We start from the raw sequence: 14,734 nt of genomic DNA, 5'->3' as shown, positions 1-14,734 counted from the left end.
GGGTGAGGGTTGGGGTAAGGGGCAAACGCACGGGAAGTGTCCGTGGCGAGACCTGTCCCCCCTCACCCGGATTGCATCTGACGATGCAATCCGACCTTCCCCGCAAGCGGGGCGAGGTGCACCGAGCGTGCCGCGCCACCTTGCTTTACATCTCAGCGACTACCGACGAAAAGGCGGTCGGACCGCCGCCCCTACCCCCGCGCCCTCAACTCCCGCCGCAGCACCTTGCCGGTCGCCGTCATCGGCAGGGTGTCGGTGAATTCAACGTGGCGGGGGTATTCATGCGCGGCGAGCTTCACCTTGACGAAGTCCTGGATCTCTCGCGATAGCGTGTCATTTGCAACGAAGCCGGGCCGCAGCACGATCCACGCCTTGATGGCCTCGGTGCGCACCGGGTCGGGAATGCCCACGACGGCCGCCAGCGCGACCGCCGGATGCTTGAGCAGCGTGTCCTCGATTTCCGCCGGGCCGATGCGATACCCGGCCGACGTGATGACGTCGTCCTCGCGGCTCGCATACCAGAAATAGCCGTCGTCATCCTGGGTGCCGAGATCGCCGGTCAGCAGCACGTCGCCCGCGAACTTCTTCCGCGTCGCCTCCGGATTGCGCCAATATTCGATCATGGTGCAGGGGTTGGGCTGGCGCACGCCGATGATGCCCCTCTCGCCGCGCGGCAGCTCCTCGCCCTTGTCGTTGACGATCAGAACCTGGAAGCCGGGCGTCGCCTTGCCCATCGAGCCCGGCCGGATCGGAAACAGCTTTGCATTGTTGCCGACCACGAGATTGCACTCGGTCTGGCCGTAGATCTCGTGCGCATCGATGCCGAAAGTCGCGCGCACCCAGTCGAGCAGCTCGGCGCCGAGCGACTCGCCGCCGGTGAGAATGCTGCGCAGCCGGACCCCCTCGTGCTTGACGTTGGCCTGCCGCATCAGCTTCAGCGCCGTCGGCGGCAGGAATACGTTGCGGACGGCGTAGTCGGCCATCAATTGCATCGCCGCCTGCGGCACGAACTTCTTCGCGCGATACCCCACCACCGGCACCGCGTGATACCAGGCGGGAAACAGCGCGTCGAACAGGCCGCCGATCCAGGCCCAATCCGCCGGCGTCCACATGACGTCGCCGGGCTTCGGCAGGAAGCCGTGCACCATCTCGACATTGGGCAGATGTCCGAGCAGCACGCGATGGGCGTGCAGCGCGCCCTTCGGGTTACCGGTCGTGCCCGAGGTGTAAATGATGATGGCAGGGTCGTCGCTTGACGTGGCGACGGTCGGGAATTGATCCGAGGCGCGCTCCAGCGCCGGCCAGAATGGCCGGGCGCCGAGGCCGTCGCCGTCAGTGACATAGATCGTCTTGAGCTCCGGCAGATGGTCGCGAATGCGCGCAAGCTTCGCAAAGCCCGTGGTGTCGGTGACGACGACCTTGGCGCCGGAGTTCTGCAGCCGGAATTGCAGCGCGTCCTCGCCGAACAGCGTGAACAGCGGCACCGAGACGAGACCGGCGCGAAACGCCGCCAAATGGACGATCGGCAGCTCCAGCGACTGCGACAGGAACACCGCGACGCGGTCGCCCTGCGCGAGACCATCGGCCTTCAATACGTTGGCGAAGCGGCAGGAGTGCTCCCGCAGCTCATCGAACGACACGCGTCGTGCGGCGCCGTCCTCCTCGACGACGATCAGCGCCAGTCGCCTGGAGCCGTCGGCGTGGCGATCGCAGGTCGCGACCGCGATGTTGAACTGCGCCGGGATTTGCCAGCGGAAGTCGCGATAAAGCTGGTCGTAGTCGGATGTTTCCTTGAGCACTGTTTTTCTCCGTCATGGCCGGGCTTGTCCCGGCCATCCACGTCTTTCTGCTCGTGACAGTCTTAAGGACGTGGATGCCCGGGACAAGCCCACGGCTGTCCGGTTCAGCTTCCGCATATTGCGAGGCTCAACTGTTGTGGGTTTTTGGCAAGTTGGGGTGGCCCCGTGAGCAATTGATCGATGGGGCGGCGATGCATGAGGTTGGTGCGGACCAATCTGGCAAAGACCAAGGGGCTTTGGATTGCCTTCTGAAGGTCTTGCGCGAGGCGAAGCAAGAGGAAGGCGATCAGGGCAACGGCGATCTGGATACGAACGGCGTTCTCAGAAGTCCCGAGGAACCTGGTGATCTTGAGGGTCTGCTTGACCCAACGAAAGAACAACTCGATGGCCCAGCGGCGACGATAGAGGTCGGCGATCTCTTGAGCGCTGGCATCGAGGTCGTTCGACAGGATGCGCAGGATCTTTCCCGTTTCCAAGGTGACGCGCACTTCGCGCACCGCAGTCTGCATTGGATTGCGGCGGCTGTAGGCTTGGCGTTGTGGAAGGAAGCCGATGCGGTCGGAGAGGATGTTGCCATCCGCGATGACAGGCAACTCCTCCACGACCCGCAGCGGCGTATTGGATTTGAACCGGGTCACGATTCGACAACCGGCGGCGTCCAGTTGAGCCCACCAAGCATATTCATAATAGCCGAGATCGAAGACGTAGGTTGCTCCCGGCTCGATGGGCATCTGATGCGCTGCAGTATTGTCGTTGACGTTGGCTCCGCTGATTGCCGCATAAATCGGCCGGTCGGCGTCGGCATCATAGATCACATGCACCTTGGCACCGCAGACACCGGTAGAGAACCGTGCCCAGCCAGCGCTGGCTTCTGTCAGCCGTACGCTGGTCGAATCAATCAAATACGTCGTCTCGGCAAGCTTGCGGCGTAACCGGCGATGGGCCTGCTTCATCATGATGGCCAACAGGGCGGCAAACATCTCCGCAGGCCGATTCATATTGGCGTCCGCGAAAGTCGAGCGGCGGACAGGGCCCCCACCCAGGTGATAAAGCCGCGCGGTGTGGCTCGACAGCCCGGTGACAATCTCACGCAGACTGGAAGCCCCCGAAAGCTGACCGTACAGCAGCGCCACAAATTGGTCTTTGGTGGAAAGCCGTCGAATCCGCGCGTCCGTGCCATGCTCGTCCACAAGCGCCTCGAAGCGATGCCAGGGGACCAACTTCAGAATGTCTCGGAATACTGTATTCTGATGCGGCATGGCGGGACCTTCCTGGTGTGTCTCGAACATTTGGCGATGCTCAAGACCGCAGAAGAATCCACGCCATGCACCATGTCCAGTCTGTCTGAACCGGACAGCCGTGGGACAAGCCCGGGCATGACGGTGTGGAGGCAATCTTGCTTGATTGCGCGCAGTCGGCTCAGCCTGTCAACGCCGCCTTCACCAGCGCACTGGCCTTCGCAAAGTCCATCTGGCCCGTGTACTTGGCCTTCAGCACGGCGATCACCTTGCCCATGTCCTTCATGCCGGCGGCGCCAGTCTCGGCGACCGCAGCGGAGATGGCGGTCTTCACCTCGTCGTCGCTCATCTGCTTCGGCAGATAGGCCGAGATGACCGCGATCTCCTCGCGCTCGCCGGCGGCGAGTTCGGCGCGGCCGCCCTTCTCATACAGCTCGACCGATTCCTGACGCTGCTTGATCATCTTCTGCAGCACCGCGAGCACGTCGGCGTCGGTCAAGGGCGGCTTGCCTTCGCCGCGCGCGGCGATGTCGGCGTTCTTCAAGGTCGAGTTGACCATGCGCAGGGTGGACAGCTTGCGCTCGTCCTTGGCCTTCATCGCCTCCTTGACCGCATTGTTGATGTCGTCGCGCAGCATGATCTTGCCCTCTCGAATTCCGTTGCGGCTGGTCTAGGCGGTTCGTCCCGGCGAGACAACTCGGTTCCGCATACGTTCCGGCCGTTCACTCGTAAACCAGGCCATTCTCCGTGCAAATTGACCGAAATCGCGTGTGAATCGCTCGCTTCCCGCTTTGACGCCGCGCGCCAGGGGCACTATGTAGAGGCCTCATGACACACATCGATACTGACGCCGCCTGGCCGGACCATAAACCGACCGCGCTCCTCGTGCTCGCCGATGGAACGGTGCTGGAAGGCTACGGCCTCGGCGCCGAGGGCCACGCGGTGGGCGAGGTCTGCTTCAACACCGCAATGACCGGCTACGAGGAGATCCTGACCGATCCGTCCTATGCCGGCCAGCTCATCACCTTCACCTTCCCGCATATCGGCAATGTCGGCACCAACGACGAGGATATCGAGACGGTGAACATGGCGGCGACGCCGGGCGCGCGCGGGGTGATCCTGCGCACGGCGATCACCGACCCATCGAACTACCGCGCCACGCGCCATCTCGACCAGTGGCTGCGCGCGCGCGGGATCATCGGGCTGTCCGGCATCGACACAAGGGCGCTGACCGCGCTGATCCGCTCCAAGGGCATGCCGAACGCCGTGATCGCGCATGCCAGGGACGGCCATTTCGACCTCGACGCCCTGAAGAAGGAAGCGCGGGAGTGGCCGGGCCTGGAGGGCATGGACCTCGTGCCGATGGTGACTTCCGCCCAGCGCTTCACCTGGGACGAGACCCCCTGGGTGTGGAACGAGGGCTTCGGCCAGCAGACCAAGCCGGAGTTCAACGTCGTCGCGATCGACTACGGCATCAAGCGCAACATCCTGCGCCTGCTCGCCGGCGTCGGCTGCAAGGTGACGGTGGTGCCGGCGACGACGCCGGCCGAGGACATCCTGGCGATGAAGCCGGACGGCGTGTTCCTGTCGAACGGACCGGGCGATCCCGCGGCGACCGGCAAATATGCCGTGCCGGTCATTCAGCAGGTGATTTCGTCGGGCACGCCAACCTTCGGCATCTGCCTCGGCCATCAAATGCTCGGACTTGCGGTCGGCGCCAAGACCAAGAAGATGCATCAGGGCCATCACGGCGCCAATCATCCGGTCAAGGACGAGACCACCGGCAAGGTCGAGATCACCTCGATGAACCATGGCTTCGCTGTCGACCAGGATACGCTGCCATCGGGCGCGACGCAGACCCACATCTCGCTGTTCGACGGCTCGAATTGCGGCATCCAGCTCGAGGGCAAGCCGGTGTTCTCGGTGCAGTATCACCCGGAAGCTTCGCCCGGCCCGCGCGACTCGCACTATCTGTTTCAACGCTTTGCCGAGCTGATGCGCGAGAAGAAGCGCAGCGCAGCCTGAGGCCGGTGACTCCAGACAATTCGAAATGCCCGGGCTGGTCCCGGGCATTTTTCTGTCCGCAATCATGTGATCGCCTGCGTCGGTATTGCCCTCGATCTTTTCGCACAGCATTTATATGATAGATGTCATACCTTGGAGGTCGACAACATGAGCGAGACGGATTTGCGCGGTGACTTCGGCGTGGTGCCGCTGGCGGTGCTGGCGTCGATGCCCGGGCTCGATTTCGTGCGCGGCATCTTTGCCGGGACTTTGCCGCAGCCGCCGATCATGCAGACCGTCGCGCCGTTTGACTGCAGCGCCGAGCCCGGCCAGGTCGTCATGCACAGCGTTCCGGCCTTGCGGCACTACAATCCGATCGGCTCGGTGCACGGCGGCTACGCCGCGATCCTGCTGGATTCCGCGATGGGGCTCGCCGTCCACACGATGTGCCCGCAGGGCAGCGGTTACACCACGCTTGAATTCAAGGTCTCTTTCATCAAGGCCATGACCGAGGCCACCGGCATCGTGAGAACGGAGGGCAGGACGCTGTCGTTCGGACGCCGCGCCGCGACGGCCGAGGCACGCATCGCCGATTCGCAAGGGCGCCTGCTGGCGCACGCCACTACGACTTGCCTGGTGTTCGAACTGCCCAAGGCGTGAACTGGAACGGCGGCCACGCAGGCCGGTTGATGGGGGTGAGGTTCATCTTTTTCCGAGGTCGCCATGCCTGCCGCCCCCTCGCCACGCGTCAAGACAAGCGAACCGCTCGGCATCGTATTCACGGACGACGGCCTGGTGCCCAACAATCCGCTGCCGTTCCTGGTCTACGAGGCCGTCATCGATCTGGATAGCACCGATCCGGCGGCCGACATCGAGCGCATGTTCGCCGCCAATGGCTGGGGCGACATGTGGCGCAACGGAGTCTACGACTATCTGCACTATCATGCGACCGTGCATGAGGCGCTGGGCGTCGCCAGCGGAACGGCGCGGGTCCGCTTCGGCGGCGACCGCGGTCGGGAACTGGAGCTTCGGCCAGGCGACGTCGCCATCCTGCCGGCGGGCACCGGACATCAATGCATCTCCGCCAGCAGCGATTTCTGCATCGTCGGCGCCTATCCGCCCGGACCAAAGATGCAGGTCACGCGGCCGACGCCGGAGAACCACGCGCGCGCCCTGAAGACGATCCCGGCGGTACCGCTGCCCGCGACCGATCCCGTTCTCGGTGCGGGCGGCCCACTGACGCGCCTGTGGCACCAGGCGCGCTGATCAGGCGCAATACAGCCGATACAGTGTCTGCAGGATCTCGCGGACCTCGCGGCTCGCCAGCCGATAGTAGATCGTCTGGCCATCGCGCCGGGTGGCGACGAGATCCAGCGCGCGCATCTTGGCGAGATGCTGCGACAGCGCCGCCTGTCGCAACCCGACCTGCTCGGCGAGATCGCCGACCGCGCGCTCGCCGTCGATGAGGTTGCAGAGCACCATGAGGCGCTTCGAATTCGCCATGGCAGCGAGCAGGCCCGCCGCCTCCTCCGCCTTGACGTCGAGCGCCGCCACCATGGCCTCACGGGTTTTGCGCCTGGCCTGTGTTGTCATCATTGTTACTTCTTCATTTTCGTATATATGCAATAATGCACATGATAGCTGATTGCAACATGCCCCCCCTGACGAGGGAATCAAGGACGATATGATCACGGAGTATACAGCGGTCACGGCGCTCGCAGGCGGCGCCCTCATCGGCGCTGCAGCCGTCATGCTGATGGGCCTGACCGGCCGCATCGCCGGCGTCAGCGGCATTGCCGCGCGGCTGTTGCCGCCCTGGGACAGCGCCCTCGCTGGCCGGCTCGCCTTCATAGGCGGCCTGGTCGCGGCCGCCCTTGCAGTCCGCATCGTCAGCGGGAGCCTGCCGCCGCTGAAGCTGGAGGTCGGTCCGATCGATATGGTTGCAGCCGGGCTGCTGGTCGGCTTCGGGGCGGTCTGGGGCAACGGCTGCACCTCGGGTCATGGCGTCTGCGGCATCGCCAGCCTGTCGCCTCGCTCGATCGTCGCCACGCTGGTGTTCATGGCCACCGCGGTCGCGACCACCTTCCTCGTTCGCCACGTGCTGTGAGGCGCCATGATCATCTTCATCCAGTTCATCGTCGGCCTCGTCTTCGGCCTCGGGCTGCTGCTCTCGGGCATGTCCAATCCGGAGAAGGTGCTCGACTTCCTCGATTTCGCCGCGATCCGCTCCGGCGGCTGGGATCCGAGCCTGATCCTGGTGATGGCTGGAGCGGTCGGGGTCACCTTCGCCGGCTTCCGATTGGTTTTCCGGCGCCGGCGTCCCGTCTTCGGTGACCAATTTCACCTGCCATCCTCGCAGATGCTGGATTGGCGGATCGCAACCGGCCCTGCGATCTTCGGCATCGGCTGGGGCCTCGCCGGCATCTGCCCGGGCCCGGCCTTCGTGGCGCTCGGCTACGGCTCGCCTGCCGTCGTCCTGTTCGTCACGGCCATGATGATCGGAATGGCCGCAGCCCGCATGCTCTCGCGCCGCCGGCCCTCGCTCGCCGCGGTCACTTCAGAATGAGGAAGGATTGAATGCCCGGCATGCCACATCCGGTCGACCTGTCGGTGAAACCCGAGGTCACACCGTTCTTCGACCCCGCCACCAACACCGTCAGCTACGTGGTCAAGGACCCTGGCTCGCGGGCCTGCGCCGTGATCGATTCAGTCATGGACATCGACTATGCCTCGGGGCGCATCGCGCCGCAGTCGGCTGACAAGATCATCCGCCTGATCGAGGATCGCGGCTGGCAACTGGACTGGCTGATCGAGACCCATGTCCATGCCGACCATCTGTCGGCTGCGCCCTACATCCAGTCCCGGCTGGGCGGCAGGATCGGCATCGGCGCCAACATCAGGATGGTGCAGGAGACCTTCGGCAAGATCTTCAACGAAGGCACCGAGTTTCAGCGCGACGGCAGCCAGTTCGACCGCCTGTTCCATGATGGAGACAGCTACCGGATCGGCGCAATGACCGCCTTCGCCATGCATACGCCGGGTCACACGCCGGCCTGCATGACCCATGTGATCGGAGACGCCGCCTTCGTCGGCGACACGCTGTTCATGCCGGATGGCGGCTCGGCACGGGCCGACTTTCCTGGCGGCGATGCGCGCACGCTGTATCGCTCGATCCGCCGCGTGCTGGACCTGCCTGACGCGACGCGGCTGTTCATGTGCCACGACTACGGTCCAAACGGCCGCGACATCCGCTGGGAAACGACGGTGGCCGAGCAGCGCGCGAACAACATCCACGTCCGCGACGGCATCACCGAGGATCAGTTCGTTGCCGCCCGCGAGGCGCGCGACCGCACCTTGGACATGCCCAGACTGATCATCCCCTCCCTGCAGGTGAACATGAAGGCGGGACGGCTGCCGACGCCCGATCAGGACGGCCGGCGCTTCCTGAAAGTGCCGCTCAACGCACTCTAAGACACCCCTCGCCCCACCGAGCACGCGGCAGACGTCGCGGCTCGGCTTTCCCATTTGGCAGCGGCCGGGCACCGGCGCGGCACGCCACTCTGGAGCATCGCAGGATGACCTTGTCCGCTGCCGAGCTTGCGCTCGGCTCGCTGTCCGGCTCTTTCGTCGGATTCACGCTCGGCCTGATCGGCGGGGGCGGATCGGTGCTGGCCGTGCCGCTCATGGTGTATCTGGTAGGCGTCGGCAATCCCCACGTCGCGATCGGCACGAGCGCGGTCGCCGTGGCGATCAACGCGGCGGCCAATCTCGCCAATCATGCCCGCTCCGGCAACGTCAAATGGCCTTGTGCGCTGGTGTTCGCGGCAACGGGCGTGGTCGGCGCCTTCGCCGGCTCGACGCTCGGCAAGATGGTCGACGGTCAGAAGCTGCTGCTGCTGTTCGCCCTCGTCATGATCGTGATCGGACTCTTGATGCTGCGCAAGCGTGGCACGAACAGCCAGCTGGACGTCAAGCTTTCGCGCGACAATCTGTTGGCGCTAGTGGCATTCGGCTTCGGCACCGGAACGCTGTCCGGCTTCTTCGGCATCGGCGGCGGCTTCCTGATCGTTCCGGCTCTGATGTTTGCAACGGGCATGCCGATCCTTTACGCGATCGGCTCCTCGCTCGTGTCCGTCACGGCGTTCGGACTGACGACCGCGGCTAACTACGCGCTGTCGGGACTGGTCGACTGGACGCTGGCGGCGACCTTTCTCGTCGCCGGCATCGCCGGTGGCCTGGTCGGTGCGAAGCTGGCGGCTCGACTGTCAGGCACGCGCGGCACCCTGAACAAGGTGTTTGCCACTGTGGTGTTCGTGGTGGCGGCTTACATGATCTATCGGAGCTGGTCGGCACTCGGCCACTCCGCATAGCCCGGCATAGAGACTGGACGGGCGCACCGCGTGCTCGCAGCGCGCCCGGACCTCAACTCGACGCGGGCCCGCTTATGCCGCGTTGCTGCCTTCCTGGCGGCTGGCTTCGAACAAGAACCAGGTGCGGCGCTCTGTCTCGTCGATGAAGGTCTCCAGCAATCCCGCGGTGGCCGGATCGTCATTGTCGTCGCACAGCTCGTGCGCCTTGCGCATCGCGGCCGCCATGTGCTTGTTGTCCTCCATCAACTCCCGCAACATCTCGCGCGGCGGCACATACTCCTCGTTGTTGTCCTTGATGGTCTGCAGCTTGCTGATCTGGCCGATCGACTTGACCGTGGTACCGCCGAGCTTGCGAACTCGCTCGGCGAGCTGGTCCGTTGTGGCGAAGATCGCGTCCGACTGCTCGTCGAGCATCAGGTGATAGTCATGGAAGTGCCGGCCGCTGACGTGCCAGTGGAAATTCTTGGTCTTAAGGTAAAGCGCGAACGCATCGGCAAGCAGCGTGTTCAACGCCGTCGAAATCTTGTTCACGGCGTCCGGCGACAGATCGGTCGGGGTATCGAGCTCGGGGGCGGTCTTGTCGGTCTTTGCTTTACTCACGGGTCAGCCTTCCTGTTAGAAGCAGCGATGGACACGGGTGATCGGACCCGTTAACGCTCGCTGACCCCCCAAGTTCCCATCAAGGAACTGTGTTTGCCGGAACCCGCCATGGACGACTGGATCGACTATTACGATTCCACGCACACGATCTATGCGAGCAAGCTGCATCGCGACCTGCACTTCCAGGCGATTGCGCGCGACATCGTCGGCTATATCCCCTCGCCCGACGCGGTCGTTCTCGACTATTCCTGCGGAGAAGCCTTATCGGCCGCCAAGGTCGCCGACGCCTGCATGACGCTGATCCTGGCCGAGCCGGCGCCGGGCGTGCGCGGCCGGCTGATCGCGCGTTTCGCCCCCAACACCAAGATCCGCGTGCGCTCGCTGGACGAGCTGCGCAACATGCAGGAAGGCTCGATCGACCTCGTCGTCATGAACTCCGTGGCACAGTACATGAGCGAGGCGGAATTCGACGCAGCCCTGGCCGTGATCAGGCGGCTGCTGAAGCCGTCCGGAAAGTTCGTCCTCGGCGACGTCCTGCGCCCGGACGTTGGCATGGGCCGCGACGTGCTCGCGCTGCTGATGTTCGCCGCACGGGACGGCTTCCTCAAGGATGCCATGGTCGGGCTGGTCGCCACTGCCCTGTCCGATTACCGGCAGCTGCGGACGAAGGTCGGCCTGCAGCGCTACAGCGAGACCGAGATCCTGGCGCGGCTGAAGAAGGCCGGCCTCAGCGCTGTCCGAGCGCCGAAGAATATCGGCCACAATCCCTGGCGCATGACCTTCGTGGCGCAGCCGGTGACGGGAACCGCGTGACCGGCCGAGCCGACCAGCCCGCGCGCTGGCCCAACATCGAGCAACCGGATTAGGGTTAACTGAAACACGGGCTGGCTCACGCGGCCGTGAGAGGTAAGATCATTCCCGGCCCGGTGGCGGAAGCTACGACGCGAAGAGCGGTGCAACGCTCTTGAACCTGGTTCAAGTCCAGGCCGGGCCTCCAGCCTTCGCCGCTGCGCGGCTTCGGCTCTGCGAGCCATCCGCCGCCCTTCCGCCAGCTCCGGCCAATTTGACCGTTGATTTCGGGCCAAAACCCTTTTCGCTCAGAGGAAACTGGTCTAAAGACCGCTCGCGCGCGAGCACTGGTCGCGCCTTGGCCCTTGGCCTTCGGGGACGCGCAGCACGCGCGCCCTTTTTTTGTGCCCAATTCTCTGCCGTTTCTTGCCCGTGAGCTTGAATGCCGAAACGAACCGACATCTCGACCATCCTGATCATTGGCGCCGGTCCGATCGTGATCGGCCAGGCCTGCGAATTCGACTATTCCGGTACGCAGGCGGTGAAGGCGCTGAAGGAGGAGGGCTATCGCGTCGTCCTCGTCAATTCCAATCCGGCCACGATCATGACCGATCCGGAATTGGCCGATGCGACCTATATCGAGCCGATCACGCCGGAGATCGTCGCCAAGATCATCGAGAAGGAACGCCACATCATCCCCGGCGGTTTCGCGCTGCTGCCGACCATGGGCGGGCAGACCGCGCTGAACTGCGCGCTGTCGCTGCGCCGGCAGGGGACGCTGGAGAAGTTCGACGTCGAGATGATCGGCGCCACGGCTGACGCGATCGACAAGGCCGAGGACCGCCAGCTCTTCCGCAACGCGATGGAGAAGATCGGGCTGCAGACGCCGAAGTCGCGGCTCGCCAATGCGTCGGCGCTGAAGAAACAATATCGCGACAAATATCTGGCCGAGCGCGAGACGCTGTCGGGCGCCGCGCGCGACGAGCTCGACCGGCAATGGACGCTCGGCGAGAACGAGCGCCGCAAGCGCTATCAGGAGCATGCGCTGGGACAGGCGCTGATGGCGCTGTCCGAGATCGGCCTGCCCGCGATCATCCGTCCCTCCTTCACCATGGGCGGCACCGGCGGCGGCATCGCCTACAACAAGGAAGAATATCTCGACATCATCGAGCGCGGTCTCGACGCCTCCCCCACCAACGAAGTGCTGATCGAGGAATCGGTGCTCGGGTGGAAGGAGTACGAGATGGAGGTCGTCCGCGACAAGAAGGACAACTGCATCATCGTCTGCTCGATCGAGAACCTCGATCCGATGGGCGTGCACACCGGCGACTCGATCACGGTGGCGCCGGCGCTGACCTTGACCGACAAGGAATATCAGATCATGCGCGACGCCTCGCTGGCGGTGCTGCGGGAGATCGGCGTCGAGACTGGCGGCTCCAATGTGCAGTTCGGCGTCAACCCGGCCGACGGCCGCATGGTCGTGATCGAGATGAACCCGCGCGTGTCGCGCTCCTCGGCCTTGGCCTCGAAGGCCACCGGCTTCCCGATCGCCAAGGTCGCGGCCAAGCTCGCGGTCGGCTACACGCTGGACGAGATCGCCAACGACATCACCGGCGGCGCGACCCCGGCGTCGTTCGAGCCGACCATCGACTACGTCGTCACCAAGATTCCGCGGTTCGCCTTCGAGAAATTCCCGGGCGCGTCGACCACGCTGACCACCTCGATGAAATCGGTCGGCGAAGTCATGGCGATCGGCCGCACCTTCCAGGAGAGCCTGCAAAAGGCGCTGCGCGGTCTCGAGACCGGTCTCACCGGCCTCGACGAGATCGACATCGAGGGGCTCGGCCGCGGCGACGACAAGAATGCGATCCGCGCCGCCCTGGGCACGCCGACCCCGAACCGCCTGCTCCAGGTCGCCCAGGCGATGCGCCTCGGCTGGTCGGACGAGGACATCTTCAACTCCTGCAAGATCGATCCCTGGTTCCTGGCGCAGATGCGTGGAATCGTCGAGATGGAGGACAAGGTCCGCCGCCACGGCCTGCCGCCGAACGCGAGCGGCATGCGCACGCTGAAGGCGATGGGCTTCTCCGACGCGCGGCTCGCGGTGCTCGCCAACACCACCGAAGCCGAGGTCGCCGCCAAGCGGCAGGCGCTCGGCGTCCGTCCAGCGTTCAAGCGAATCGACACTTGCGCGGCGGAGTTCGCTTCGCCGACCGCCTACATGTATTCGAGCTATGAGACGCCGTTTGCAGGCCGACTCGGCGACGAGAGCGCGCCGTCGGACAAGAAGAAGGTCATCATTCTCGGCGGCGGCCCGAACCGGATCGGCCAGGGCATCGAGTTCGACTATTGCTGCTGCCATGCCTGTTTCGCGCTGGCCGATGCCGGCTACGAGACCATCATGGTCAACTGCAATCCGGAGACGGTCTCGACCGACTACGACACCGCCGACCGGCTGTATTTCGAGCCGCTGACGGCCGAGGACGTGCTCGAGATCATCGCCACCGAGCGCAAGAACGGCACCGTGCATGGCGTCATCGTGCAGTTCGGCGGCCAGACGCCGCTGAAGCTCGCGCGCGCGCTCGAAGCCGCCGAGGTACCGATCCTCGGCACCTCGCCTGAGGCCATCGACCTGGCCGAGGACCGCGACCGCTTCAAGCGCATCCTCGACAAGCTGCATCTGAAGCAGCCGAAGAACGGCATCGCCTACTCGGTCGAGCAGGCGCGCCTGGTGGCGGCCGATCTCGGCCTGCCGCTGGTGGTGCGTCCGTCCTATGTGCTCGGCGGCCGCGCGATGCAGATCATCCGCGAGGACAACCAGCTCAGCGACTACCTGCTCGGCACCCTGCCGGAGCTGGTGCCGGCCGACGTCAAGGCGCGCTATCCCAACGACAAGACCGGCCAGATCAACACGGTGCTGGGCAAGAACCCGCTGCTGTTCGACCGCTACCTGTCCGACGCCACCGAGATCGATGTGGACTGCCTGTCCGACGGCAAGGATACCTTCATCGTCGGCATCATGGAGCACATCGAGGAGGCCGGTATCCATTCCGGCGACTCCGCCTGCTCGCTGCCGCCGCATTCGCTCGACGAGGCGACCATCGCCGAGCTGGAGCGGCAGACCCGCGAGCTGGCGCTCGGGCTCGACGTCGTCGGCCTGATGAACGTGCAATATGCGATCAAGGACGGCACGATCTACGTGCTCGAGGTCAACCCGCGCGCCTCGCGCACGGTGCCCTTCGTCGCCAAGGTGGTTGGCACGCCGGTCGCCAAGATCGCGGCCCGGATCATGGCGGGCGAGAAGCTCGCCGATTTCGGGCTGACAAAGCGCGCGCTCAAGCATGTCGGGGTCAAGGAATCGGTCTTCCCGTTCGCCCGCTTCCCCGGCGTCGACACCGTGCTCGGCCCGGAGATGCGCTCCACCGGCGAGGTGATGGGCATCGACCGCTCGTTCGCCGTGGCGTTCGCCAAGAGCCAGCTTGGGGGCGGCACACGCGTGCCGCGCAAAGGCACGGTGTTCGTGTCGGTGCGTGAAAGCGACAAGGCGCGCATCACGGAGGTGGTGCGGATGCTCCACGAACTCGGCTTCAAGGTGGTGGCGACGTCCGGCACCCAGCGTTTCCTGACCGACCAGGGCGTGCCGACCGAGAAGATCAACAAGGTGCTGGAGGGACGGCCGCACATCGTGGACGCCATCACCAATGGCGACATCCAGCTGGTCTTCAACACCACCGAAGGCCCGCAGGCGCTGGCTGACAGCCGCTCGCTGCGGCGCGCTGCCCTCTTGCATAAAGTGCCGTATTACACCACTCTTTCGGGTGCCGTGGCGGCCGCGCAAGGCATCCGTGCCTATCTCGGGGGAGACCTTGAGGTCCGCACCCTGCAGAGTTACTTTTCCGAAAACTAATCGCAGCGCGCGGGCGAACGCCCGCTA

Annotated in this window: 14 protein-coding genes and 1 tRNA gene; 10 read left to right on the top strand and 5 right to left on the bottom strand. The window is 64.8% G+C overall.

What is annotated here, in order from left to right; translation table 11 throughout:
- Window positions 1-191 precede the first annotated feature (191 nt).
- The 3 genes from ACQR1F_RS24620 to ACQR1F_RS24610 form a co-directional block, all read right to left on the bottom strand.
- The gene (locus ACQR1F_RS24620; RefSeq protein ID WP_434914013.1) at window positions 192-1,799 is read right to left on the bottom strand and encodes an acyl-CoA synthetase; all 1,608 of its coding nucleotides are present in this window, start codon (window positions 1,797-1,799) and stop codon (window positions 192-194) included.
- A gap of 104 nt (window positions 1,800-1,903) precedes the next feature.
- A complete protein-coding gene (locus ACQR1F_RS24615) occupies window positions 1,904-3,058 on the bottom strand; it encodes an IS4 family transposase (protein WP_315800429.1) in 1,155 nt (384 codons plus the stop codon).
- Window positions 3,059-3,218: 160 nt separating this feature from the next.
- On the bottom strand, window positions 3,219-3,674 hold the full coding sequence (locus ACQR1F_RS24610) for a GatB/YqeY domain-containing protein (RefSeq protein WP_434914012.1): 456 nt from the start codon (window positions 3,672-3,674) through the stop codon (window positions 3,219-3,221).
- Between the two features lie 191 nt (window positions 3,675-3,865).
- On the opposite strand from ACQR1F_RS24610, the gene carA reads away from it, so the two are divergent.
- The 3 genes from carA (at window position 3,866) to ACQR1F_RS24595 (ending at window position 6,307) form a co-directional block, all read left to right on the top strand.
- Window positions 3,866-5,062, top strand: a complete 1,197-nt coding sequence (carA, locus tag ACQR1F_RS24605; protein ID WP_316179737.1) for a glutamine-hydrolyzing carbamoyl-phosphate synthase small subunit — start codon at window positions 3,866-3,868, stop codon at window positions 5,060-5,062.
- 147 nt (window positions 5,063-5,209) lie between these two features.
- Entirely contained in the window at window positions 5,210-5,701 is a 492-nt protein-coding gene (locus ACQR1F_RS24600; protein ID WP_434839600.1) for a PaaI family thioesterase, read from the top strand.
- A 63-nt stretch (window positions 5,702-5,764) separates the two neighbouring features.
- Entirely contained in the window at window positions 5,765-6,307 is a 543-nt protein-coding gene (locus ACQR1F_RS24595; RefSeq protein WP_434839599.1) for a cupin domain-containing protein, read from the top strand.
- Here ACQR1F_RS24595 and ACQR1F_RS24590 read toward each other — a convergent pair whose 3' ends face one another.
- Window positions 6,308-6,634 carry an ArsR/SmtB family transcription factor gene (locus ACQR1F_RS24590; protein WP_315802866.1) on the bottom strand — a complete coding sequence of 109 codons (327 nt, stop codon included), beginning with the start codon at window positions 6,632-6,634 and terminating at the stop codon, window positions 6,308-6,310.
- Between the two features lie 91 nt (window positions 6,635-6,725).
- Here ACQR1F_RS24590 and ACQR1F_RS24585 point away from each other — a divergent pair, with 91 nt between their 5' ends.
- The 4 genes from ACQR1F_RS24585 (at window position 6,726) to ACQR1F_RS24570 (ending at window position 9,411) form a co-directional block, all read left to right on the top strand.
- The gene (locus tag ACQR1F_RS24585) at window positions 6,726-7,148 is read left to right on the top strand and encodes a YeeE/YedE family protein (RefSeq protein ID WP_315802865.1); all 423 of its coding nucleotides are present in this window, start codon (window positions 6,726-6,728) and stop codon (window positions 7,146-7,148) included.
- 6 nt (window positions 7,149-7,154) lie between these two features.
- Complete coding sequence (locus ACQR1F_RS24580; RefSeq protein ID WP_434839598.1) at window positions 7,155-7,607, top strand: DUF6691 family protein; 453 nt, start codon at window positions 7,155-7,157, stop codon at window positions 7,605-7,607.
- Between the two features lie 11 nt (window positions 7,608-7,618).
- On the top strand, window positions 7,619-8,512 hold the full coding sequence (locus ACQR1F_RS24575) for an MBL fold metallo-hydrolase (protein ID WP_316236733.1): 894 nt from the start codon (window positions 7,619-7,621) through the stop codon (window positions 8,510-8,512).
- A 104-nt stretch (window positions 8,513-8,616) separates the two neighbouring features.
- On the top strand, window positions 8,617-9,411 hold the full coding sequence (locus ACQR1F_RS24570; protein WP_316236732.1) for a sulfite exporter TauE/SafE family protein: 795 nt from the start codon (window positions 8,617-8,619) through the stop codon (window positions 9,409-9,411).
- Window positions 9,412-9,483: 72 nt separating this feature from the next.
- On the opposite strand, the gene ACQR1F_RS24565 is transcribed toward ACQR1F_RS24570, so the two are convergent.
- Window positions 9,484-10,011 carry a Dps family protein gene (locus tag ACQR1F_RS24565; RefSeq protein ID WP_315802641.1) on the bottom strand — a complete coding sequence of 176 codons (528 nt, stop codon included), beginning with the start codon at window positions 10,009-10,011 and terminating at the stop codon, window positions 9,484-9,486.
- 108 nt (window positions 10,012-10,119) lie between these two features.
- On the opposite strand from ACQR1F_RS24565, the gene ACQR1F_RS24560 reads away from it, so the two are divergent.
- The 3 genes from ACQR1F_RS24560 (at window position 10,120) to carB (ending at window position 14,707) form a co-directional block, all read left to right on the top strand.
- Window positions 10,120-10,824, top strand: a complete 705-nt coding sequence (locus ACQR1F_RS24560) for a class I SAM-dependent methyltransferase (protein WP_434839597.1) — start codon at window positions 10,120-10,122, stop codon at window positions 10,822-10,824.
- Between the two features lie 107 nt (window positions 10,825-10,931).
- Window positions 10,932-11,008: transfer RNA gene (locus ACQR1F_RS24555), tRNA-OTHER, on the top strand.
- Between the two features lie 234 nt (window positions 11,009-11,242).
- Window positions 11,243-14,707 (top strand): carbamoyl-phosphate synthase large subunit, encoded by a 3,465-nt coding sequence (carB, locus tag ACQR1F_RS24550; RefSeq protein WP_315802639.1) that lies wholly within the window; start codon window positions 11,243-11,245, stop codon window positions 14,705-14,707.
- Window positions 14,708-14,734 lie beyond the last annotated feature (27 nt).

Source organism: Bradyrhizobium sp. HKCCYLS3013 (assembly GCF_051167615.1).
Classification (GTDB): domain Bacteria; phylum Pseudomonadota; class Alphaproteobacteria; order Rhizobiales; family Xanthobacteraceae; genus Bradyrhizobium.
This window is presented reverse-complemented; position numbering and strand designations above follow the sequence as displayed.